General features: G+C 73.7%; 18 protein-coding genes and 1 riboswitch. Of the genes, 16 read left to right on the forward strand and 2 right to left on the reverse strand.

Annotated features, from left to right (window positions below; translation table 11 throughout):
• Positions 1 to 236: 236 nt before the first annotated feature.
• Positions 237 to 1,757, reverse strand: a complete 1,521-nt coding sequence (locus ACFQTY_RS01555; RefSeq protein WP_378096289.1) for a helix-turn-helix domain-containing protein — start codon at positions 1,755 to 1,757, stop codon at positions 237 to 239.
• 154 nt (positions 1,758 to 1,911) lie between these two features.
• Here ACFQTY_RS01555 and aceA point away from each other — a divergent pair, with 154 nt between their 5' ends.
• The 4 genes from aceA (at position 1,912) to map (ending at position 8,077) form a co-directional block, all read left to right on the forward strand.
• A complete protein-coding gene (gene aceA / locus ACFQTY_RS01560; RefSeq protein ID WP_378096293.1) occupies positions 1,912 to 3,231 on the forward strand; it encodes an isocitrate lyase in 1,320 nt (439 codons plus the stop codon).
• Between the two features lie 83 nt (positions 3,232 to 3,314).
• Complete coding sequence (gene aceB / locus ACFQTY_RS01565) at positions 3,315 to 5,024, forward strand: malate synthase A (protein ID WP_378096296.1); 1,710 nt, start codon at positions 3,315 to 3,317, stop codon at positions 5,022 to 5,024.
• 571 nt (positions 5,025 to 5,595) lie between these two features.
• Complete coding sequence (locus tag ACFQTY_RS01570; RefSeq protein ID WP_378096299.1) at positions 5,596 to 7,209, forward strand: hypothetical protein; 1,614 nt, start codon at positions 5,596 to 5,598, stop codon at positions 7,207 to 7,209.
• 103 nt (positions 7,210 to 7,312) lie between these two features.
• On the forward strand, positions 7,313 to 8,077 hold the full coding sequence (map, locus tag ACFQTY_RS01575) for a type I methionyl aminopeptidase (protein ID WP_378096302.1): 765 nt from the start codon (positions 7,313 to 7,315) through the stop codon (positions 8,075 to 8,077).
• 109 nt (positions 8,078 to 8,186) lie between these two features.
• Here the strand turns inward: map and ACFQTY_RS01580 are convergent, their stop codons facing one another.
• Positions 8,187 to 9,065, reverse strand: coding sequence for an SDR family oxidoreductase (locus ACFQTY_RS01580; RefSeq protein ID WP_378096305.1), 879 nt, complete (start codon positions 9,063 to 9,065; stop codon positions 8,187 to 8,189).
• Between the two features lie 263 nt (positions 9,066 to 9,328).
• Here ACFQTY_RS01580 and ACFQTY_RS01585 point away from each other — a divergent pair, with 263 nt between their 5' ends.
• From ACFQTY_RS01585 to ACFQTY_RS01640, 12 genes are all read left to right on the forward strand, one after another.
• Positions 9,329 to 9,853 (forward strand): low molecular weight protein-tyrosine-phosphatase, encoded by a 525-nt coding sequence (locus ACFQTY_RS01585; protein ID WP_378099068.1) that lies wholly within the window; start codon positions 9,329 to 9,331, stop codon positions 9,851 to 9,853.
• Positions 9,850 to 11,025 carry a pyridoxal phosphate-dependent aminotransferase gene (locus tag ACFQTY_RS01590; protein WP_378096308.1) on the forward strand — a complete coding sequence of 392 codons (1,176 nt, stop codon included), beginning with the start codon at positions 9,850 to 9,852 and terminating at the stop codon, positions 11,023 to 11,025. Before ACFQTY_RS01585 ends, ACFQTY_RS01590 begins: the two co-directional genes overlap by 4 nt.
• 54 nt (positions 11,026 to 11,079) lie before the next feature.
• On the forward strand, positions 11,080 to 12,156 hold the full coding sequence (locus ACFQTY_RS01595) for a lactate dehydrogenase (protein WP_378096311.1): 1,077 nt from the start codon (positions 11,080 to 11,082) through the stop codon (positions 12,154 to 12,156).
• The gene (locus tag ACFQTY_RS01600; protein WP_378096314.1) at positions 12,153 to 12,758 is read left to right on the forward strand and encodes a hypothetical protein; all 606 of its coding nucleotides are present in this window, start codon (positions 12,153 to 12,155) and stop codon (positions 12,756 to 12,758) included. Before ACFQTY_RS01595 ends, ACFQTY_RS01600 begins: the two co-directional genes overlap by 4 nt.
• Before the next feature lie 45 nt (positions 12,759 to 12,803).
• Positions 12,804 to 12,895: riboswitch (glycine riboswitch) on the forward strand.
• Between the two features lie 197 nt (positions 12,896 to 13,092).
• Entirely contained in the window at positions 13,093 to 16,098 is a 3,006-nt protein-coding gene (gene gcvP / locus ACFQTY_RS01605) for an aminomethyl-transferring glycine dehydrogenase (protein WP_378096317.1), read from the forward strand.
• 5 nt (positions 16,099 to 16,103) lie between these two features.
• Positions 16,104 to 17,240 carry a glycine cleavage system aminomethyltransferase GcvT gene (gene gcvT / locus ACFQTY_RS01610; protein WP_378096320.1) on the forward strand — a complete coding sequence of 379 codons (1,137 nt, stop codon included), beginning with the start codon at positions 16,104 to 16,106 and terminating at the stop codon, positions 17,238 to 17,240.
• Between the two features lie 148 nt (positions 17,241 to 17,388).
• Entirely contained in the window at positions 17,389 to 17,766 is a 378-nt protein-coding gene (gcvH, locus tag ACFQTY_RS01615) for a glycine cleavage system protein GcvH (RefSeq protein ID WP_378096323.1), read from the forward strand.
• Positions 17,767 to 18,380: 614 nt separating this feature from the next.
• On the forward strand, positions 18,381 to 18,623 hold the full coding sequence (locus ACFQTY_RS01620; protein ID WP_337973955.1) for a helix-turn-helix transcriptional regulator: 243 nt from the start codon (positions 18,381 to 18,383) through the stop codon (positions 18,621 to 18,623).
• A gap of 95 nt (positions 18,624 to 18,718) precedes the next feature.
• Positions 18,719 to 19,159: a (deoxy)nucleoside triphosphate pyrophosphohydrolase gene (locus ACFQTY_RS01625; RefSeq protein WP_378096326.1), complete on the forward strand. Its 441-nt coding sequence runs from the start codon at positions 18,719 to 18,721 to the stop codon at positions 19,157 to 19,159.
• Between the two features lie 216 nt (positions 19,160 to 19,375).
• Complete coding sequence (locus tag ACFQTY_RS01630; RefSeq protein WP_337973954.1) at positions 19,376 to 20,533, forward strand: ABC transporter substrate-binding protein; 1,158 nt, start codon at positions 19,376 to 19,378, stop codon at positions 20,531 to 20,533.
• Positions 20,530 to 21,492: an ABC transporter permease gene (locus tag ACFQTY_RS01635; RefSeq protein ID WP_378096329.1), complete on the forward strand. Its 963-nt coding sequence runs from the start codon at positions 20,530 to 20,532 to the stop codon at positions 21,490 to 21,492. Before ACFQTY_RS01630 ends, ACFQTY_RS01635 begins: the two co-directional genes overlap by 4 nt.
• Positions 21,489 to 22,415, forward strand: a complete 927-nt coding sequence (locus tag ACFQTY_RS01640) for an ABC transporter permease subunit (RefSeq protein ID WP_378096333.1) — start codon at positions 21,489 to 21,491, stop codon at positions 22,413 to 22,415. The genes ACFQTY_RS01635 and ACFQTY_RS01640 overlap by 4 nt, the downstream gene beginning before the upstream one ends.
• Positions 22,416 to 22,476: the final 61 nt, after the last annotated feature.

Below are 22,476 nucleotides of genomic sequence, written 5' to 3' on the forward strand. Positions count from 1 at the left end.
CGGGCACTCGTTTTCGGCTGTACGCCCGGTGTACGTACACCAGGCGTACAGCCGAAAAGGAAGTCCGGGAGGCGGGGTGGCACGCCGATCCCGTCCTCCACCCGCACCTGCCCCCACGCCGGCCCGCGCCCGCCCACGTCGGCCCCCACGTTGCCCCGCACCCCCACCCGCGCGCACCCGCCCGCAGCCGCACACGCCCGCGCCCGCCCACGCGGGCCCCACGGGGCGGGACGGGGTCAGGGGGTCTGCGGTGCGTGGCGGTCGAGGAACTCGTACACCTCGGTGGTGTCGACGCCGGGGAACACCCCCACCGGCAGGGCGGCGAGCAGGGACGCGTGCGGCCGGGCGGACGGCCACGAGCGGTCCGCCCAGCGGTCGGCCAGCGGCTCCGGCGGCTGCCGGCAGCACGTCGGGTCCGGGCAGCGGGAGGCGGTGCGCTCCGTCGTCTCGCGGCCGCGGAACCAGCGCACGTGCGCGAACGGCGTCCCGACGCTGACGGAGAACGCCCCCTGCGACGAGGGCTGCACCCGGGACGTGCACCAGAACGTGCCGGACGTGGTGTCCGTGTACTGGTAGTAGGGGCTGAACCGGTCCGCCAGGCCGAAGACGACGCGCGCCGTCCACTGCCGGCACACGGGCTGCCCCTCGATGGCGCCCAGCGGGTCGGATGGGAACACCACGCCGTCGTTCTCGTAGGCCTTGTGCAGCGTGCCGCCCTCGTGGACCTTCATGAAGTGCACCGGGATGCCGAGGTGGCGGGTCGCCAGGTTGGTGAACCGGTGCGCGGCGGTCTCGTACGGCACCGCGAACCGGTCACGCAGGTCCTCCACCGACAGCTGCCGCTCGGACCTGGCCTCCTGCAGGAACGGCACCGCGCTGTCCTCCGGCAGCAGCAGCGCCGCGGCCAGGTAGTTCGCCTGCACCCGCTGCCGCAGGAAGTCGGCGTAGTCCCGCGGCTCGCCGTGCCCCAGCACGTGCGAGGCGAGCGCCTGCAGCAGCGGTGAGCGCGAGTCGGACGAGCCCGGGTTGCCCGCGGGCAGGTAGATGCGGTGGTTCGCCAGGTCGGTGACGCTGCGGGTGGAGTGCGGCAGGTCGCTGACGTAGTGCAGCGTGAAGCCGAGGTGGGCCGCGATGTCCGCCGTCGCCCGCTGGCCGAGGGGTCCACCGGCGTGGTCGATGCCGCGCAGCAGCGTCCGGGCGTGCTCCTCGAGCTCGGGGAAGTAGTTGTCCTGCGACCGCATCTGCGCGCGCAGCTCGGCATTGGCCCGGCGTGCCTCCTCGGGGGTCGCCGCGTGCTCGGTCAGCAGCCGCTGCACCGTGCCGACCAGGGACACCAGCGCCTCGAGGGCGTCCCCCGGCAGCGACTTGCCCACCTTCACCTGCCCCATGCCGAGGGAGGTGAACAGGGGCCCGCGCTGCGCGCGCTCGAGCTCGATCTCCAGCGCCGCCCGGCGTGACGGCGGCTCGGTGCGCAGCAGGTCGGTCAGCGGGACGCCGAGCGCGTCCGCGACGTGGCTCAGCAGCGACAGCTTGGGCTCGCGGTGGCCGTTCTCCAGCATCGACACCTGCGAGGCGGCGCGGCCGATGGCGGCGCCGAGGTCGTCCAGCGTCATGCCGCGCAGCGTCCGCAGGTGCCGGATGCGCCGGCCGAGCACCAGGGTGTCGAGGCCGTCGGCGTGGTGCGTCGCGGCGGGCGCGACCGCGACGCCCTTCGTGGTGGAGGGGGTGCGGGGCGGTGTCGTCGTCGTCGACGTCATGCCGTCCACCGTCGCACCCGGGATGTTGTTCTGTCGAGAAGAAGGAGTGCCGATCTTCTGCCCCTCCGAGGGGTTCCCGCTGGCGGCGGCGGCCTCAACCTGGATCTCACGGCGACGAGGCCGAGAAGAACCCGGAACACTCACGGAGGCGATGATGAGCACGCACAGCGGCGAGCACACCGGCCGGCGCAGCGGTGGCTACTCCCAGACGGCCGCCGACCTGGCCACCGAGTGGGAGCTGGACCCCCGGTGGGCCGGCATCGTCCGCACCCACACGGCCGAGGACGTCGTCGCCCTGCGCGGATCGGTCCACGAGGAGCACACGCTCGCCCGGCGCGGCGCCGAGCGGCTCTGGGAGCTGCTGCACGAGCGGACGCTGGTGCCCGCGCTCGGCGCGCTCACCGGCAACCAGGCCGTACAGCAGGTGAAGGCCGGCCTCGAGGCGATCTACCTGTCCGGGTGGCAGGTGGCGGCCGACGCGAACAACGCGGGCCAGACGTACCCGGACCAGTCCCTGTACCCGGTCAGCTCGGTGCCGGCCGTCGTGCGGCGGATCAACAACGCGCTGCTGCGCGCCGACCAGATCGACGTCGCCGAGAACGGCCGCCCGTCCCGGGACTGGCTCGCGCCGATCGTCGCCGACGCCGAGGCGGGGTTCGGCGGCCCGCTCAACGCGTACGAGCTGATGCTCGCGATGATCGCGTCCGGCGCCGCCGGCGTGCACTGGGAGGACCAGCTGTCGTCGGAGAAGAAGTGCGGCCACCTCGGCGGGAAGGTGCTGGTGCCGACCTCCCAGCACGTCCGGACGCTGTCCGCCGCACGGCTCGCCGCCGACGTGGCCGGGGTGCCGACGATCGTCGTCGCCCGCACCGACGCCCTGGGCGCCGACCTGCTGACGTCCGACGTCGACGAGCGCGACCAGCCGTTCCTCACCGGCGAGCGGACCGCCGAGGGGTTCTACCGGGTGCGGTCCGGCCTCGACCCCGTCGTCGCCCGGGCCTGCGCGTACGCGCCGCACGCGGACCTGCTGTGGGTCGAGACCTCGACGCCGGACGTGGGCCTCGCGATCGAGTTCGCCGAGCGGGTGCACGAGCAGTTCCCCGGCAAGCTGCTGGCGTACAACTGCTCGCCGTCGTTCAACTGGCGGGCGCACCTGGACGACGAGCAGATCGCCCGGTTCCAGACGGAGCTGGCGGCCCACGGGTACGTGTTCCAGTTCATCACCCTCGCCGGGTTCCACGCGCTCAACCACTCGATGTTCACGCTGGCGCACGACTACGCCCGGACCGGGATGAGCGCCTACGTCCGTCTGCAGCAGGCCGAGATCGAGGCCGAGGCCGACGGGTACACCGCCACCCGCCACCAGCGGGAGGTCGGCACCGGGTACTTCGACCTCGTCGCATCCGCTCTCAACCCGACCAGCGCCACCCTCGCGCTCGCCGGGTCCACCGAGACCGCCCAGTTCACGCACTGACCCGGTCCACCGGCTGCTCGCAGCCCTCGTCGTACCCCGACGACCCGTCGTCCCCTTGTCTCGCCCCTTCCTAGGAGGCCGTCATGTCCACCACCACCGTGTTCCGTCCGCCCAGCTCGCCCAGCGAGAACCCGCCGTCGCCCGGCCTGCCCGCCACGCCGGCGACCCTGACCATCACCGGCCCGCAGCTGCCCGACCGCGACCGGGTGCTCACGCAGGAGGCGATGGACTTCCTCACCGACCTGCACGTCCACTTCGCCGCGACCCGGCACGACCTGCTCGAGGCCCGTCGGCACCGCCGCCACCGGATCGGTGACGGCGCGGACCCGTCGTTCCTGCCCGCCACCGCCCACATCCGGGCGGACCGCACGTGGCGGGTCGCCGGCCCGGGTCCCGGCCTGGAGGACCGCCGCGTGGAGATCACCGGCCCCACCGACCGGAAGATGACGGTCAACGCCCTGAACTCCGGGGCCAAGGTGTGGCTCGCGGACCACGAGGATGCGATGAGCCCCACCTGGGCGAACGTGATCGGCGGCCAGGCGAACCTCTACGACGCGATCCGGGGGTCCATCGACTTCACCAGCCCGGAGGGCAAGGAGTACCGGGTCGGGGAGCAGACGCCGACCGTCGTCTTCCGCCCGCGCGGCTGGCACCTGACCGAGCAGCACCTGCGCTTCACCGACCGGGCGGGGCAGGAGTGCGCCGCCTCGGCGAGCCTGGTCGACGCCGGGCTGTACCTGTTCCACAACGCGCACGCGCTGATCGACGCCGGCCGGGGTCCGTACCTCTACCTGCCGAAGATGGAGAGCCACCTCGAGGCGCGGCTGTGGGACGAGGTGTTCCGGTTCACCGAGAGCTACCTGGGCCTGCGCATCGGCACCATCCGGGCGACCGTGCTGATCGAGACGATCACCGCGGCGTTCGAGATGGAGGAGATCCTGTTCGAGCTGCGCGCCCACTGCGCGGGGCTGAACGCCGGCCGGTGGGACTACATCTTCTCGATCATCAAGACCTTCCGGGACCGGGGGAAGCGGTTCACGCTGCCGGACCGGGGTCGGGTCACCATGACCGTCCCGTTCATGGCCGCCTACACCGACCTGCTGGTGGCCACCTGCCACCGCCGCGGTGCCCAGGCGATCGGCGGGATGAGCGCGTTCATCCCCAACCGCCGTCGGCCGGAGGTCACGGAGCGGGCGCTGGCGCAGGTGCGCGCCGACAAGGTCCGCGAGGCGGCCCAGGGGTTCGACGGCACCTGGGTGGCGCACCCCGACCTCGTGCCCGTGGCGATGGGGGTGTTCGACCAGGCGTTCGGCGGTCCCGCCGGGACACCGGGGGCGCGGCACGACCAGCGGCACGTCATGCGGGGGGACGTCGCCGTGGCCGCGGCGCACCTGCTGGACATCCCGTCGGCCGGAGGTCTGGAGCCGGGGGCCGTCACCGAGGCCGGCCTGCGGGCCAACGTGTCGGTGGGGCTGCGGTACCTCGAGTCGTGGCTGCGGGGCGTCGGCGCCGCGGCGATCGACGACCTGATGGAGGACGCCGCCACCGCCGAGATCTCCCGGTCGCAGGTGTGGCAGTGGATCCACCGGTGGGTGGTGACGGCCGAGGGGTCGACGGTGACGCGGGAGCTGGTCGCCTCCGTCCTGGAGGACGTGCTGGGGTCGGTGGACCGGTGGGACGGTGACCGGTTCGACGACGCCGCGCAGGTGTTCGCCGAGGTGGCGCTGGGTGAGGAGTTCCCGTCGTTCCTGACCGTGCCGGCGTACACGCAGTTCCTCGTCGAGCGGGAGTGAGGGCCGACGCGGTCGTCGTCCGGCGGCTGGTCGGGCCCGTCGTCCAACGGCCTGTTCGTCGGAGGCGAAATCTGTTGGCGGTCTCAGGACTGCGACGTACCTTCGTCGGACACGGGAAGGAGGTGGTCCGCGAGATGAAGTCTTTCCGGACGAGTGAGGTGGCTGTCCGCTAGCCGCCCGACGCATCGGACGGATTGTCGAGTCCGCCGCTGCCCGACCGGTCATCCGGCCCGGACGGCAGCGAATACCGGCAGTCACCGCAGCCCGTGGGAGCCGCGACCTCGTCCCTCGCGGCAGGGCCTCGAAAGAGGTACCGGCCCACGGGCTGTTCCCTGCCCGGACGCGTGTCGCATGCGTGCGCGGGCACCGCTCTGGCCCGGCACCGCGGTGCTGCTGCAGCCTGTATGCGCAGGTCAGCGGCACGATTGCGGGCTGTGGAGAACGCCGGCGAATGTCGGTGGCACCTACTAGAGTCGAACACGTGTTCGAAGCGGTTGTCCTCGCGCCGACGCCGAGCCGCCACACGGCCGGCGTCGCGTCGCGGTCGGCTGCCGGCTCAGCGCATCGCCCGGTGGCCGCCACCGGCCTCGCGCGCAGAGCTGGGCGGACCGATCTCGACCAAGGAGTGGTCGGTGCGACAGCTGCTCTCGAGCGCCTCACGCGGGTCCGCGCGGAGCTCTCCGCGCTCGGCGCACTCGCCGGCGCTGGTGCCGGCTGGGCTGCAGCCGAGCGGCAGGCGGTGTGGTCGGCGCTCGATGGCCTGTCCGGCACCCTGACAGCGGCGAAGGCGGCTTGGCTCGCGGTGGATCGTGACGCGGGCACGGTCGCCGGGCTCGGTGACGGCTCGGTCGCGGCAGCCATCGACCGGCGGTCCGGGTGCGGCATTCGCGCGGCACACGAGCAGGTCCGGCAGGCCGAGGCGCTGACCGCCATGCCCCGCGTGGCCGTGGCCGTGGGCGCCGGCGCGTTGCCGGTCGCCCATCTCGACGTGGTGGCGCGCGTGCTCGACCGGTCGTCCGTCGCGGTGGAGAGCGCGCTGACCTCGGCCGAGGGCCAGGCGACGGTGGTTCGCCTCGCCGAGTCGACGGACGTCCGACGGTTCTCGCGCGACCTCAGCGCGTGGGTGGCGGCGCTCGACCCGGCTCAGCTCGAGCGGGATCACCAGTCGCAGCGCGCCGCGCGCTTCCTGCACGTCTCGGACGCTCCGGACGGTACGTACCTGAAGGGCCGCCTCGACCGGGTCTCCGGCGAGATCGTCCGACGAGCGCTCGACCGCATGGGCGAGGCGCCCGACGACGAGCGGACAGCTGAGCAGGCACGGGCCGATGCCCTGACGGCCATGGCGAGCACGCTGCTCGACCTGCCGGTGTCGGGGTCGGTCGCCTCCGTCCGCCCGCACATCAGCCTGGTGGTCGACGCTCCGACGTTCGCCGCCGTGCGCTCCGAGCTCGGCCGGCGTGCGACCCGTGCGACCGACGCGGACGCGGCGGGGCCGGAGGTGGGCGACGGTGCAGGCGTGGCCGTGGCCGTCGAGGACGGTGCTGGGGTGACGGTCGCCCTGGGGGACGGTGCAGGCGTGGCCCTCGGCGTCACGCCGACCGCTCTGCCCGGCCTCGGCGGCGTCACGCCGGCGTGCACCGAGGACGGTGTCCCGGTGCCGTTCTCGGAGCTGACCCGGCTCCTGTGCGACGCCGAGGTTTCGCGGGTGGTGCTCGGCGCCGACTCCACACCGGTCGACCTGGGCCGGTCCGTCCGCCTGTTCTCGGGTGCGGTGCGGCGGGCCGTCATCGTCCGCGACCAGGTGTGCGCCTTCGGCGGCTGCGGCAAGCCTGCGCGCTGGGGCGAGGTGCACCACATCGCCTGGTGGGACCGGGACGGCGGCGGCACGTCGGTGGACAACGGTGTGCTGCTCTGCGTCTTCCACCACCACGAGGTCCACCGCGCTGACCTGCGCATACGTCGACTCTCGCCCGATCCCGGCGGCGCGCCGCCCGGGGTGCGTCCGCCGCCGGGCTACGAGTTCCGAACACCCGACGGCCAGCTGGTGGCAGCCGCATGCGCTCGGCCACCGTCACCGTCACCATCACCGTCACCGGAACCGCCGCCGCCACTCTCCTCGCCGACCGTGCCCGCAGCCGCGTCCGGACGCCTCCCGCGGTTCGACGACGGGCCACCGCCGTTCTGACCGTCGGGACCGGTGCCCGTCTGCGCTGGGACCTGTGCCTGCACCTCCGCCGGGCCGAGCCAGTGCCGCCGAGGCGGGTTGCGATCCGTGCGAAGGTGTCGCTGTGAGCCTGAAGACGCCAGCACAGATCGAGCAGATGCGGCCCGTCGGCCGGTTCGTCGGGGAGGTGCTGACGTCGCTGCGCGAGTTCGCGCGGATCGGGATGACCACCAACGACCTCGACGCGCACGCCCGCGAGCTGATCGCCAGGGCCGGCGCCCGCTCGGTGTACCTCGGCTACCACCCGTCGTTCGGCGCGATGCCGTACCCCGGCGTGCTGTGCATCTCCGTCGACGACGCCGCGCTCCACGGCCTCCCGTCCGACGAGGTGCTGAAGGACGGTGCCGTGGTCAGCATCGACTTCGCGTGCGAGCTCCAGGGGTGGGTGGCCGACTCGGCGCTGACGTTCCAGCTCGGCACCACCACCCCGGAGGCGCAGCGGCTCATCGCCACCACCGAGGCGGCGCTCGACGCCGGCATCGCGGCCGCCCGCGTCGGTGCCCGGATGGGTGACGTGTCGGAGGCGATCGGCAAGGTCGGCCGGGCCGGCGGGTTCGGCATCAACGCCGACTTCGGCGGTCACGGCGTCGGCCGGACCATGCACGAGGACCCGCACGTGGCGAACCTCGGCCGTCGTGGGACGGGTCAGAAGCTGAAAGAAGGCCTGGTCATCGCCATCGAGCCGTGGTTCATGGCCGGTGGCGACGGCTACGTCATCGACCCCGACGGCTGGACCATCCGGTCGGCGGACCACTCGATCACGGCGCACGCCGAGCACACCGTCGCCCTGACGCCGAACGGCACGATCGTCCTGACGGCTCGCGACTGAGCCCGGCCGCACGCGACCGGCCGCGCTCGACGGGCCGCGCTCGACTAGACGGCTCGCGACGGCCTCGCCTGACGGGGTCGGCTCGCGACCGGCCTCGCCTGCGACTCGGCTACCGCGCCCCGTGCCGCAGCCGGCTCAGCGCGGCCGGGTTGGCGGCGAGCCAGTCGGCGAACGACTGAGCCGCGCGGCCGGTGAGGTCCTCGACGGTCGTCGAGACCATGTCCAGCTCGCCGGCGGCGATGGCGGTGTACGTCGACACCCAGCCGTCGACCTCCCAGTCGGCGGCGCCGTAGCGGGCCCGTGAGGCGTAGGCCTCGTCGACCGTCTCCGGCACGTAGCTGATGGTCCGCCCGATGGCGGCGGAGAGCTGCGAGCAGACCTCGTCCAGCGTCAGCGCCTGGGGACCGGTCACGTCGCGGACGTACCCCTCACGGGAGCCGACACCGATCCGGAGCGCCGACACCACCACGTCGGCCACGTCGTCGTGCGCCACCGACGCGACGCGCCCGTCGTCGCCGGGCCCGCGCAGGGTGTCGTCGTCACCCACGAACAGCGGCCAGCCCGCGTGGTAGAGCGAGTCGCGCAGCGCCACCCACGCCAGACCGGACTCGCGGAGCAGCTGCTCGGTGTGCCAGTGGTCCCGGGCGTAGGTGAACGTCGCGTCGGGCGCTGCACCGAGGAAAGAGACGTAGACGACCCGCTGCACGCCGGCCGCGGTGGCCGCCTCGACCACGGTGCGGTGCAGACCGATCCGGTCGGGATGCTCGTGGGCGGAGACGAGGACGACGTCGTCGACGCCCGCAAACGCCGCTCGCAGCCCGGCCTCGTCGTCGTACCCCTCGAAGGCCGCGACCTCGACCAGGTCGGAGGCGAGCAGCCGTCCGGGGTGCCGCGCGAGCACCCGGTGCCGCATGCCCTTCGCGGACAGGCGGGCCGAGACCCGGCTCCCCACCTGGCCCGTCGCACCCGTGACCGCCACGATGCCCATGCGACGAACGTATGGTCCGTCCGCCGACGACGACAGGGGCCGGGACTGGTTCACCCGCGGGTCCCACGGGCGTGCACACGGGCCTGCGCACAGCGACCCGAGTGCGCACCGCCGGCCGGAGCGCGCGCGCCGTCGGCCGGGGTGCGTGCGCCACCACCACCGCCCACGCCGCCAGGGACTCACGCCGCCGGCGGCGCCCGGACGGCGCCCCACGCCGGACGCGCCAGGATGGACCGGTGAGCGCCGACAGCCCGTACCGCGTGATGACCGTGTGCACCGGCAACATCTGCCGGTCCCCGATGGCCGAGATCGTGCTGCGGCAGCGGTTCGCCGAGGCCGGCCTTGCGGACGAGGTGCTGGTCGACTCGTCCGGCATCAGCGACGAGGAGCACGGCAACCCGGTGGACCGCCGGGCGCGGACGGTGCTCCGGGCCCACGGCTACCCGACCGGCGACGGTCACCGGGCTCGCCGGGTGCGCGCGGAGGACCTGACGGCGCGCGACCTGGTGCTGCCGATGACGTCCACGCACGCCCGCGCGCTGCGCCGGCTGGCGGGACAGGACGCCGTGCTGGCCGACCGGGTGGTGATGTACCGGCGGTTCGACCCCGAGGCCCCCGCGGTCGACGACCCGCGCAGCGAGCACCTGCTGGACATCGACGACCCCTGGTACGGCGGTCCGGACGACTTCGAGGCGTGCCTCGCACAGATCGAGGCGGGTGCCGACGGGGTGGTGGCGCACGTCCGGGCCGCCCTGGAGGCGCGCGGCCGGCAGGAGGCGTCTCGATGAAGGTCGCAGCCCGGTCGGCGGTGCCGCCGTTCGCCGTGATGGAGATCCTGGCGGCCGCCAACGAGCGCCGCGCGCGCGGCGAGGACGTCCTGGTGCTGTGCGCCGGTGAGCCGGGCACGGGTGCCGCGGAGGTGGTGCGGCACCGCGCCGCCGAGCTGCTGGCCGCCGGCGACCTGGGCTACACGGAGGCGACGGGCATCCCGGCGCTGCGGGCGGCGCTGGCGCACCTGTACGCGGACCGGTACGGCGTCACCGTGAACTCGGCGCACGTCGCGGTGACGACGGGCTCGTCCGGCGCCTTCGTGCTGGCGTTCCTCGCGGCGTTCGACGTCGGCGACCGGGTGGCGCTGGCCCGCCCCGGCTACCCGGCGTACGCGACGATCCTCCGGACGCTCGGCATCGAGGTGGTGGACCTGCCGTGCGGGCCCGAGCAGCGGTACCAGCCGACGGTGGCGCAGCTGGACGCCCTGGCCTCCGGTGGACGGCTCGACGGGCTGATGCTGGCCAGCCCGGCGAACCCGACGGGCACGATGGTCGAGCCCGACGAGCTGACCGCGCTGGCCCGCTGGTGCGCGGACCACGGCGTGCGGCTGGTGTCCGACGAGATCTACCACGGCCTCACCTACGCCTCCGCACCGCCGACGGCCAGCGCCGCGGCGTTCCGCGAGGCCGGTGCCGTCGTCGTCAGCTCGTTCTCCAAGTTCTGGGGGATGACCGGCTGGCGACTGGGCTGGCTGGTGCTGCCCGACGACCTCGTCGAGCCCGTCAGCGCCCTGGCCGGGAACGTCGCGCTCTGCCCGCCGGCCGTCGCCCAGCACGCCGCACTCGTCGCCCTGTCGCGGGAGGGGATGGCCGCCGCCGACGCCTCGGTGGCGGACTACGCGCGCAGCCGCGACCTGCTGATGGCCGCGCTGCCGGACCTCGGCTGGTCCCCCGTCGCCCCTGCCGACGGCGCGTTCTACCTGTACGGCGACGTGTCCCGGTTCGGGCTCGACTCGGTGACGTACTGCGCACGGCTGCTCGAGGAGGCGGGTGTGGCGCTGACGCCCGGCACGGACTTCGACCCGGCGGAGGGGCATCGGTGGGTGCGGCTGTCGTTCGCGGCGGCTCCCGAGGTGGTCGAGGCGGCGGTGCACCGCATCGTCGCCTGGCAGGCCACGCTCCCCGCCTAGCGCGGCAGCCGTCTCGAAACGTGGACGTCACGCCCCCGGCATAGGCTCCGCCGCATGGACGTGGCGGTGCTCGGTGCGACAGGCGACGTCGGGCGGCAGGTGTGCACCCAGCTCGTCGAGCGCGCGCTGCTCCCCACGTCCTCCCGGCTGCAGCTGGTGGGCCGGGCGGGAGGCGCGTCCGAGCGTGCGGCGCACGGCCTGCGTGCCGACCTGATCGACGCGTACGACGAGCACGCGCCGATCATCGACGTCGCCCTCGACCCGAACGACGTGGTCGCGGACGTCGTCGTCGTCGCCGCCGGCCGCACCTCACCGCCCGCCACCGACGGCATGCCGCTGACCCGCGCCGAGCTGGCCGCCGACAACCACGCAGTGTTCGCCGCCTACGCCGAGGCGCTGGCCGCCCACGGCTCGGGCTCGGAGGTGGTGGTGGTCGTCTCCAACCCGGTCGAGCTGGGCGTCGCCGTGATGGCCAACCGCCTGGGCCGGCACCGGGTGATCGGCATGGGCGCCTGGCTGGACACCCTCCGGTTCCGCCGGGAGGTGGCGGTGTCCCTCGGCGTGCGCCGGCACCGGGTGGGCGGGTTCGTCGCCGGCGAGCACGGGGACGGCGTGGTGCCGCTGTGGTCGACCGTCCGGATCAGCGGTCGCGACGTGCCGGAGCGTGAGCGCGCGGTCGCGGCGGTGCGCGGACCCCGGACGCTCGACGGGTTCGCCGACGAGATCGCCGCCGCCAAGGCCCAGCTCGCGGCGCTCGACACCGCGGAGGCGTTCCGGCTGATCGACACCTGGCCGCCTGACCTGCGCGTGGTGGCCCGGCCGTGGATGACCCACCAGAGCGGCGCCAAGACGGCCACCGGCACGGCGAACGCCACCATCGACCTGCTCGACACGATCCTGGACGGCCGCGACATCGTGGTGGCCGGACAGGTGGCGCTGGACGGGGAGATCAGCGTCGGCGGCGCGCCGGTGCACGGCGTGCTGGGGGTGCCGGTGGTGCTGGGCCAGGAGGGCTGGTCCCGCGTGCTGCTCGACGAGCTGGCGCCCGACGAGGACCGGCGCCTGGCCGACGTCGCGCGCAGCATCGCCGCGACGCTCGCGCCCTGGTCGGACACGGCGGTGCCCGCATGAGCGACGCCGGCATGGGTGACGCCCAGCCCCACGGGCACGGCCCCCAGCACCCGCACGGCGTGCACCACCACGCCGCGCACCCGATCCGTCCGGCGCACGAGCCGCACCTGTCGACCGGCCACTCCGGCCCCGACGGCCTGGACCCGGACGACGAGCGCTGGGTCGCCTACGTCCGCGCCGACCACCGCACCGGCACCATCGCGGCGCTCGCCGGGGTGTTCGCCACCCGCGGCGTCAACTTCGAGTCGCTCGCCACCGGTGACGTGCACGGCGACGTCGGGCTGGTGGTGGTGACGTTCTTCGCCGGCGTCCGACGCCAGCGCATCCTCACGCGCGCCGTCACGCGGCTGCCGATGGTGCGCGGCGTGCTGGTGCGGGCCGCCACCGACCCGAAGGTGCGGGCCGCGGCGGTGCTCAACCTGCCGGTCGGCTCGTCGTTCCGTCCGGACCCCGGTGCCGCGGTCCGGTGGTTCGGCGACCCGCAGCAGGGCGAGCCGATGCTGATCGAGGGTGCGCTGGCCGCCGTCGAGGCGGTGGTGGCCGCGGGGCGTGCCGAGGGGGGCACGTCGGAGGGCCTCGTCCTGCGCGCACCTGGGGTCTGACGCCACCCGTCGCGTACGCTGACCGCGACAACTGAACACGCTGCTCGAACCACGGCGGGAGAGTCCCCGCCCGTGCGGGGCGCCGTAGGAGCAACCCTCCCCGGGAATCTCTCAGGCACCCGTACCGCCGTGGCGAGGCAACTCTGGAAAGCGGCCCACCCCGCCTGCGGGTGACGGCCCACCGACGGTGCAAGTCGGCGCGCCCCGGCCCCGCGAGGGGATGGCGGACCGGCAAAACTCTCAGGTCGCGTGCTCCTGCGCGCGATGACAGAGCGGGGAGGCCCCACACCCGTCCCGGTGGCGCTGCCGCCGGGCGATCCCAGGAGGCCCCGGCGTGACCCAGCCCGACCAGCACACCCCCGCTCCCGTGAGCGGGACGACGCCCACCGCCGCGGCGTTCGTCGACCGGCACGTCGGCCCCCGCGGCACCGAGCTCGACGTGATGCTCCACGCCGTCGGCTACGCCGACCTCGACGCGCTCACCGACGCCGCCGTCCCCGCCGCGATCCGCACCGACCGCCCGCTGGCCCTGCCGGCCGCCCGCTCGGAGGAGCAGGTGCTCGCCGCGCTGCACGCGCTGGCCGACCGCAACCAGGTGCTCCGCCCGATGATCGGCCAGGGCTACTACGGCACCCACACCCCCGCGGTGATCAGGCGAAACGTGCTCGAGTCCCCCGCCTGGTACACCAGCTACACGCCGTACCAGGCGGAGATCAGCCAGGGTCGGCTCGAGGCGCTGCTGACGTTCCAGCAGGTGGTCGAGGACCTGACGGCGCTGCCGGTGGCCAACGCGTCGATGCTCGACGAGGCGACGGCGGTGGCCGAGGCCGTCGCGCTGATGTGGCGGGCCCAGCGGAACAGGCCCGGCACGGTGGTGCTGGACGCCGACCTGTTCGGGCAGTCGCTGGCCGTGACCCGCGGTCGTGCCGCGGCGATCGGGCTGCCGCTGGTGGTGGCGGACCTGCGGCACGGGCTGCCGGAGGTCGAGGGCGACCTGATCGGCGTGGTGGTGCAGCAGGTCGGTGCCTCCGGACGGGTGATCGAGCTGGCGCCGGTGGTCGAGGCGGCCAAGGCGCGCGGCGCCCTGGTGACGGTCGCGGCGGACCTGCTGGCGCTGACCCTGCTGACGGCGCCCGGCGAGGTCGGTGCCGACGTCGCCGTCGGTTCCGCGCAGCGGTTCGGCGTGCCGCTGTTCGGCGGCGGTCCGCACGCCGCGTTCATGGCGGTGCGCGCCGGGCTCGAGCGCACCCTGCCCGGGCGTCTCGTCGGGGTCAGCGTCGATGCCGACGGGGCGCCTGCCTACCGGCTGGCGCTGCAGACGCGTGAGCAGCACATCCGCCGCGAGAAGGCCACCAGCAACATCTGCACGGCGCAGGCGCTGCTGGCGATCGTCGCCGCGATGTACGCCGTCTACCACGGTCCCGAGGGCCTGCGCGCGATCGGTGAGCGGGTGCACGGCCTGGCCGTCGGGCTCGCCGACGCCCTCCGCGAGGCGGGTGTCACCGTCGAGCACGACGACATCTTCGACACCGTCCGCGCGGAGGTGCCGGGCTCCCGTGCCCGCGAGATCGTCGAGCACGCGGCGGAGCTGGGCGTGAACATCTGGGCGCCCGACGACGACCACGTGCAGGCCTCCTGCGACGAGACCACCACCCCGGCCGACCTGGTCGCGGTGCTGACCGCCTTCGCGGAGGCCGGTGCCACCACGCTGGACGCCGGTACGGACGACCGCTTCGCCGTCGTGACCCCCGCCGCGCCCCCTGCGGTCCCGGCCAACGCCGCCCTGCTTCGCACCACCGGCTACCTCGCCCACCCGGTGTTTCACGTGAATCGGTCCGAGACGGCGATGCTGCGCTACCTGCGCCGGCTGTCCGACAAGGACCTCGCGCTCGACCGCACGATGATCCCGCTCGGCTCCTGCACCATGAAGCTCAACGCCACGGTGGAGATGGAGCCGATCAGCTGGCCCGGCTTCGCCGACATCCACCCGTACGCGCCCGCCGACCAGCAGGCCGGGTACGCCCAGCTGGTGGGCGACCTGGAGGCGTGGCTGGCGGACATCACCGGGTACGACGCGGTGTCCGTGCAGCCCAACGCCGGGTCGCAGGGTGAGCTGGCCGGCCTGCTGGCGATCGCCGGCTACCACCGTTCCCGCGGCGACGCCGAGCGCACCGTCTGCCTGATCCCGGCCTCCGCCCACGGCACCAACGCGGCGTCGGCGGCGCTCGCCGGCCTGCGCGTGGTGGTCGTGGGCACGGCGCCCGACGGGTCCATCGACCTGGACGACCTGCGCGCCAAGCTGTCGGAGCACGGTCCCCAGGTCGCGGCGATCATGCTCACCTACCCGTCGACGCACGGCGTCTACGAGGAGCGGGTCCGTGAGGTGACCGAGCTGGTGCACCAGGCCGGTGGCCAGGTCTACATCGACGGCGCCAACCTCAACGCCCTCGTCGGGCTGGCCCGGCCCCGCGAGCTGGGCGGCGACGTGTCGCACCTCAACCTGCACAAGACGTTCTGCATCCCGCACGGCGGCGGCGGCCCCGGCGTCGGCCCGATCGGCGTCGCGGCGCACCTGGCCCCGTTCCTGCCGGGCGACCCGACCCCCGGTCGTCACGCGTCCGCGGGCGACCTGGCGGGCACCACGGAAGGCGCAGCCGACGGCACGACGACGGAGACCGGCGCCCACGGGCGCCACGTCACCCCGCCGGTCGCGGCCGCGAACTGGGGCTCGGCCGGCATCCTGCCGATCGCCTGGGCCTACGTCGCCCTGATGGGTCCCGACGGCCTCACGCACGCGACCCGCACGGCGGTGCTCGCCGCGAACTACCTGGCCAGCCGCCTGACCGAGCACTTCCCCGTGCTGTACACCGGCCCGGCCGGGCTGGTCGCGCACGAGTGCATCCTCGACCTGCGCCCCATCACCAAGGCGACCGGCGTCACCGCCGAGGACGTCGCCAAGCGGCTGATGGACTACGGGTTCCACGCCCCCACGCTGTCGTTCCCGGTGGCCGGCACGCTGATGGTCGAGCCGACCGAGAGCGAGGACCTGGGCGAGCTCGACCGGTTCGTCGACGCGCTGGTCGCGATCCGCCGCGAGATCGACGAGGTCGCCGCCGGCACGTGGCCGCTGGAGGACTCGCCGCTGCGCAACGCCCCGCACACCGCGTCGTCCCTGGTGGCCGACGAGTGGACCCACCCGTACTCCCGCGAGACCGCCGCCTACGGCGTCGCGGCCCTGCGGCACGGCAAGTACTGGCCGCCCGTCCGCCGCATCGACGGCGCCCGTGGCGACCGTCAGCTCGTCTGCTCCTGCCCGCCCGTCGAGGCCTTCGAGGACTGATCACCATGACTGATGGCGCTACCCGCTCCCCCCTGCACGACGAGCACGTCGCCCTCGGCGCCACGCTCACGTCGTTCGCCGGCTGGCAGATGCCGCTGCGCTACACCTCCGACCTCGCGGAGCACACCGCCGTCCGCACGGCCGCAGGCCTGTTCGACCTGTCGCACATGGCCGAGATCGTCGTCACCGGCCCGGACGCCGGGGCGTTCCTCGACCGGGCGCTGGTCGGTCACGCCTCCGCGATCCGGCTGCTCGGCGCCAAGTACACGATGATCTGCGCACCGGACGGCGGCGTGATCGACGACCTGGTCGTCTACCACCTGGCGCCCGAGCGGTACCTGGTGGTGGCCAACGCCTCGAACCACGACCCGGTGCTGGCGGCGCTGCAGGAGCGCGCGGCAGGGCTGGACGTCGTGGTGGACGACCAGTCCGCGGCGACCGCGCTGGTCGCCGTCCAGGGTCCGCGCGCGCTGGAGATCGTGCTCGCGGCCGGGATCGAGCCGGCCGACGACGAGGTCACGGCGCTCAAGTACTACGCCTGCCTGCCGTTCACCTACGCCGGCCGCCCGGCCCTGCTGGCCCGCACCGGGTACACCGGCGAGGACGGTTTCGAGTTCTACGTCGCGGCCGACGACGCGCCCACCCTGTGGCGGCTGCTGCTCGAGGTCGGCGCCCCGCTCGGCCTGGTGCCGGCCGGCCTGTCGGCACGGGACAGCCTCCGCCTCGAGGCCGGCATGCCGCTGTACGGCAACGAGCTCGACCGGACCACCACGCCGCACGACGCCGGCCTGGGCCGCGTGGTCGCCCTCGGCAAGACCGGTGCCGACGGGCTGCCCGTGCCGTTCGTCGGGCGCGAGGCGCTCGAGGCCCGCGCGGCCGCCGAGCCGACGCGCGTGCTGGTGGGCCTGCAGGGGCTCGGTCGACGGGCCGCCCGGCACGGATACCCGGTGCTCGCGGGTCCCGACCAGGTGGTCGGCACCGTCACGTCCGGTGCACCGTCGCCGACGCTGGGCCACCCGATCGCCATGGCGTACGTGCACCCTTCGGTGGCGGCCGGGGGCACGCAGCTCGACGTCGACGTCCGGGGCCGCCCGGAGCCCGTGCGCGTCGTCGCGCTGCCGTTCTACCGGCGCCCGCGGTGACCCGCGGGACCACCGCCGTCGCCCGGCCGCACCGCTAGCGTCGGCACCACCGACCGCCAGCACCACCACCGCCAGCACCACCGAGCACCAGCACCACCACCGCCAGCACCACGATCCGTCAGCACCACGACCCGTCAGGAGAACCGTCATGACCGCCGTCGAGCCCCCCGCCCACCTGCAGTACACCGTCGAGCACGAGTGGCTCGACTCCGGCTCCCCCGCCACGGTGGGCATCACGTCGGTGGCGGCCGACGCGCTGGGCGACATCGTGTACCTGGAGCTGCCGACGGTCGGTGACGAGGTCACCGCCGGCGCCGTGATCGGCGAGGTGGAGTCGACCAAGTCGGTGTCCGAGCTGTTCTCTCCGGTCAGCGGCACCGTCGTGGAGGTCAACCAGGCCGCGGTCGACGACCCGTCCGTGGTGAACTCCGACCCGTACGGCGCCGGCTGGCTGCTGCGCGTGGACGTGACGGAGACCGGCACCCTGCTGTCGGCCGAGGAGTACGCCGGGCTCAACCCGGCCTGACCCGACCCGGCCTGGCCCAACCCGGCAGCGCTCAACCCGGCCTGACTGAACCCGGCCTGACTGAACCCGGCCTGACTGAACCCGGCCTGACTGAACCCCGCGTGACTGAACCCGGCCTGACTGAACCCCGCGTGACTGAACCCCGCGTGACTGAACCCGGCCTGAGCCGTCGGCGGAGGCCCCGCTCCTGGGCGATCGTCCAGTTTTCACCCGCTCGACACCCGCCGGACGGCACTGGAGGGGTCTCCGAAGGGACCCTGAGGGGTGCTCGAGAGGCTCACGACCCCCTCGTCTGGCACACTGACCGCACGCGACGGGGGCGATTTGTCTCATTCGCGTAACGATTTCCTGCCACGGGATCTCGAATCGATAACCAGGGGCCATTCGTCCCTTGACCCGTTCGGGTGAATCGTGGGTGCTATTGCCTAGCGGTGTATCTCGTCCGGATGCCGCGCGTCATTCTGGGCGCAAGCGTTCGGCGGCACGGGGGGGCCTGTGCAAGACGAGAGTCGGAAAAGTGGCGTCATGGGGAGCCACCGACCTCCTCTCATCCGGTACGCAGCAGCACAGCGGGACCCGGAGGGGCCGGGGTCCGTAGGCAACCGGAGGGCACCATGAGCATGTTGGAGACGGCCGGCTCGGCCGGCACGACGACCGCACCGGTCGAGTCACTCACGCGCCGGGAGCGCGTTGTCCTCGCAGAGCTTGCCGAAGACGTCACGCTCGAGGAGATCGCAACCCGGCTCTTCGTCACCCGTAACACGGTGAAGTCGCAGGTCCGCAGCGTCTATCGCAAGATCGGCGTCTCGACCCGCTCCGAGGCCGTGGCCTGGGCCGTCGCCCAGGGCATCCGCTGAGCAGCACCGCAGCACCCCACATCCGCCGGCCGACCGGTCACCGCTGACCGGTCGGCCGTCATGTCCCTGCCGGTGCGACTGGCAGACTGACGACCATGGCACCGAGCCTCGTCGTCGCCGCCGCACTGGTGGACGACCTCGACGACCCGCGGCTGCTGCTCGCCGGTCGGCGCGCCACCCCGGCCAGCCTTGCCGGCCGCTGGGAGTTCCCCGGCGGCAAGGTCGACGCCGGGGAGTCCCCGGAGGAGGCGCTGCACCGCGAGATCCGTGAGGAGCTCGGGGTCCGCGTGCTGCTGGGCCGGGAGATCGTCGGCCCCGAGCGCGGTGCGTGGCGGCTGTCCGAGCGGTACGAGATGCGGCTGTGGCTGGCGGAGGTCTCCTCGGGCATCCCGGAGCCCCTCGTGGAGCACGACGAGCTGCGCTGGCTGCCCGCCGGGCAGTGGCTCGACGTGCCGTGGCTCGATGCCGACGTCCGCATCGTGACGGCGCTGCTGGACGCTCTCGCCGGCGGTGGCCCGCTGGCCGCCGCGCTCTGACGTCGGCCCCAGCGACTCGTCGTCCACCCGCCTGCGCGCCCCAGCCGGCGCGCTGACCTCGGCGTGCGCTGAGCGTCGCCATCTGGACCGCGGTCCAGAACTTCGCCGCGGCGCCACGTCCCGTTCATCCGTCAGCACCTGGCACGTCGACTTGCGTCGGTAGACACCGTGACGCGCCGACATCGCGTCGGCCTCACTTCCTACCGAGGGACATCGATGCGCAAGCTGACCCTGCTCGCTCCTCTGGCCGTAGCGGCCCTCGCGCTGTCCGCGTGCAGCTCCGCGGCCGCCGGCACGTCGAGCACCGCCTCGTCGGGCGCCACCAGCGCCTCGGGGACGGCCGCCGCGACCAGCTGCGGGACCACCGTGCCGCAGATCGCCGCCGCTGCGAAGAAGGAGGGCGCGGTGAACCTCATCGCGCTGCCGGACACGTGGGCCAACTACGGCGGGATCCTCGACTCGTTCCGCAAGACCTACGGGATCAACGCCACCGTCGCGAACCCGGACGCGTCGTCCGCCGACGAGATCACCGCGATCAAGACCCTCCGCGGTCAGGCGAGCCAGCCCGAGCTGGTGGACGTCGGCGCGTCCTTCACGCAGCAGATGATCGACGACGGCTACGCGCAGACCTACAAGCCGACGGTGTGGGACGAGATCCCGGCGAACCTCAAGGACGCCGACGGCCACTGGGTCGCCGCGTACTACGGCGTGATGTCGATCGGCGTGAACACCAAGCTGGTGAAGAACGCCCCCAAGACGTTCGCCGACCTGAAGGACCCGCAGTACAAGGGCCAGATCGGCCTGAACGGTGACCCGCGCGAGGCGGGCGCGGCGTTCGCCGCGGTGATGGCGGCGTCGCTGGCGAACGGCGGCAGCTTCGACGACATCAAGCCGGGGATCCAGTACTTCTCCGACCTGAAGAAGTCGGGCAACCTCACGCTGACCAAGGTGAACAAGGCGAACCTGCTGTCCGGCGAGGTGCCGATCGCGCTGGACTGGACGTACAACTTCCCGGCCCTCAAGCCGCTGATGCAGCAGGCCGGCTTCGACCTGCAGGTGACGGTGCCCCAGGACGGCGTGTACGGCGGGTACTACGCGCAGTCCGTCGTGACGCAGTCCGCGCACCCGTGCGCCGCGGAGCTGTTCCTCGAGCACCTGGTCGGCAACGACGGCGCCCTCGGCTACCTCAAGGGTGGCGCCATCCCCGCCCGGTACGCCTCGCTGGTGAAGGCCGGCCTGGTGGACCAGGCGACGGCCGCCAACCTGCCGGACCCGGCCACCATCGCCAAGATCGCGTTCCCGACGCAGAAGCAGCTGGACGCCGCCAAGGCGGTCCTGGCCGCGCAGTGGGGACCGATGGTCGCGGACAAGTGACCGAGCTCCCGCTCACGGGGCTCACCCCGGCGGCCGGCCCCGACGTCAGCGCCCCGCGCGCGGGCGTCGGGGCGGTCGCCTCCCCTGCGCGCCGGTCGACGGGGGTTCGACGGGGGTGGCGGGGCGACGGGGCCACCGTGGCGCTGGTGCCGTTCCTGGTGTTCGTCGGCGTGTTCCTGCTGTGGCCGGTGGGTGCCGTGGTGCTGCACTCCGTCACGCCGGGCGGCAGCCTGGGGATCGGCGCCCTGGTCAGGGCGGTGTCCGGGCCGTACCGGTCGGCGTTCACCAGCTCGCTCACGCTGGCGGGCGGCTCGGCGGTGATCGGCGGGGTGCTGGGCCTCGCGCTGGCGTTCGCGCTGCGCGGGCTGCAGCGACCGGCGTGGCTGCGTCCGACGATCGACGCGTGGAGCTCGGTCGCCTCGCAGCTCGGCGGGGTTCCGCTGGCGTTCGCGTTCGTCGCACTGGTCGGCACGCAGGGGGTGCTGACCAAGGGGCTCGCGGCGCTCGGCGTCGACCTGGCCGGTGCCGGGTTCTCGCTGTCGACGCTGCCCGGGATGACCTTCGTCTACCTGTACTTCGAGATCCCGCTGATGTTCCTCGTCGTCGCGCCGGCCGTCTCGGGGCTGCGCAGCACCTGGCGCGAGGCCGCGGAGCTGATGGGAGCCGGACCGGTGCGCTACTGGTGGGCTGTGGGCGGGCCGGTGCTGGCGCCCTCCGTGCTCGGCGGCATGCTGCTGCTGTTCATCAACGCGTTCAGCGCCTACGCCACCGCGTACGTGCTCAACTCGAGCGGTCAGCTGGTGCCGCTGGCGATCCGGTTCGTGCTGCAGGGCAACGTGATCACCGGTGAGCAGGACCTGGGGTACGCGCTGGTCACCTGGACCGTCGCGCTGATGGCCGCCGGGCTGGTGCTGATGCACCTGCTCCAGCGCCGCGCCGCCCGCTGGTCCCGCGCATGAGCGCCGTGGTGGTGCCGGAGACGGCCCGGCAGACCCCGACGCCGGCGGGTGACCGGGCCGGCAGGCCGGCCGGTCCGCGTCCGGTGGCTCGGCGTCCCGGGGTCGGGCGTCGTCGGTCCGGGCTCGAGGCGGTGCGCTGGACGTTCCTCGTCGTGCTCGGCCTGTACTTCGTGGTGCCGCAGCTGGCGATGGCGCGGTTCGCCTTCCAGAACGTGCCGGTGGTGCTGCTGAACCAGCACACGCTGCTCTCGCGCTGGTCGGCAGCGTCCCTGCTCAGGGCGCTGCACGAGCCGGCGCTGTGGCAGGCGACCCGGACCAGCGCGCTGCTCGCGGTGCTGACGTTGGTGCTGGACCTGGCGCTGCTGCTGCCGCTCGCCATCGTCGCGGAGGTGCGGGCGCCGCGGCTGCGGACCGTCCTCGCCACGGTGACGCTGCTGCCGTGGGTGGTGCCGCCGATCGCCCTGGTGGTGGGCGTGGCGGCGACCTTCCGCACGGTGGCGCCGGGCTTCCTGACGAGCCCGCTCGCCCTGGTGCCGTTCTACGCGGTGTGGGCGATGCCGTTCACCTACCGGGCGATCGACTCCGGCCTGCGGGCCGTCAACGCCCGCACGCTGGTCGAGGCGGCGCGCAGCCTGGGTGCCGGGCTGCCCACGGTCCTGTTCCGGGTGCTGATGCCCAACCTCAGCGCCTCCCTGGTGGCGGCGGGCGGGCTCACCGCCGCGCTGGTGCTCGGGGAGTTCGCGTTCGCGTCGCTGCTGCTCAAGACGACCCTGCCGACCTACCTGGTCGACTACCAGCGGGACGCCCCGCAGGCCGGCATGGCGCTCGCGCTCGCCGTGATGGTGCTGACGGCGCTCGCCCTGGGGGCCGTCGTGCACCTGCTGCGGCGCCGCGGCCTGGGCGTCAGCACCACCGGCTTCTGACCACACCCTCCGGCTGGTGCCCGGCCGGCCGCCACCGCGTGCACCACCCGACGTCCCGCAC

This window comes from Cellulomonas sp. T2.31MG-18 (assembly GCF_964266755.1).
In the GTDB taxonomy this organism is placed as follows: domain Bacteria; phylum Actinomycetota; class Actinomycetes; order Actinomycetales; family Cellulomonadaceae; genus Cellulomonas.

Bases quoted from the DNA above. Each gene is read 5' to 3' on its own strand.
- ACFQTY_RS01590 (WP_378096308.1), top strand. From the start codon at position 9,850: ATGAAGGTCGCAGCCCGGTCGGCGGTGCCGCCGTTCGCCGTGATGGAG.
- gcvH (WP_378096323.1), top strand. From the start codon at position 17,389: ATGACCGCCGTCGAGCCCCCCGCCCACCTGCAGTACACCGTCGAGCAC.
- ACFQTY_RS01555 (WP_378096289.1), bottom strand. From the start codon at position 1,757: ATGACGTCGACGACGACGACACCGCCCCGCACCCCCTCCACCACGAAG.
- ACFQTY_RS01630 (WP_337973954.1), top strand. From the start codon at position 19,376: ATGCGCAAGCTGACCCTGCTCGCTCCTCTGGCCGTAGCGGCCCTCGCG.
- ACFQTY_RS01640 (WP_378096333.1), top strand. From the start codon at position 21,489: ATGAGCGCCGTGGTGGTGCCGGAGACGGCCCGGCAGACCCCGACGCCG.
- ACFQTY_RS01620 (WP_337973955.1), top strand. From the start codon at position 18,381: ATGAGCATGTTGGAGACGGCCGGCTCGGCCGGCACGACGACCGCACCG.
- aceB (WP_378096296.1), top strand. From the start codon at position 3,315: ATGTCCACCACCACCGTGTTCCGTCCGCCCAGCTCGCCCAGCGAGAAC.
- ACFQTY_RS01580 (WP_378096305.1), bottom strand. From the start codon at position 9,065: ATGGGCATCGTGGCGGTCACGGGTGCGACGGGCCAGGTGGGGAGCCGG.
- ACFQTY_RS01600 (WP_378096314.1), top strand. From the start codon at position 12,153: ATGAGCGACGCCGGCATGGGTGACGCCCAGCCCCACGGGCACGGCCCC.
- ACFQTY_RS01625 (WP_378096326.1), top strand. From the start codon at position 18,719: ATGGCACCGAGCCTCGTCGTCGCCGCCGCACTGGTGGACGACCTCGAC.
- gcvT (WP_378096320.1), top strand. From the start codon at position 16,104: ATGACTGATGGCGCTACCCGCTCCCCCCTGCACGACGAGCACGTCGCC.
- aceA (WP_378096293.1), top strand. From the start codon at position 1,912: ATGAGCACGCACAGCGGCGAGCACACCGGCCGGCGCAGCGGTGGCTAC.
- ACFQTY_RS01595 (WP_378096311.1), top strand. From the start codon at position 11,080: ATGGACGTGGCGGTGCTCGGTGCGACAGGCGACGTCGGGCGGCAGGTG.
- ACFQTY_RS01585 (WP_378099068.1), top strand. From the start codon at position 9,329: ATGACCGTGTGCACCGGCAACATCTGCCGGTCCCCGATGGCCGAGATC.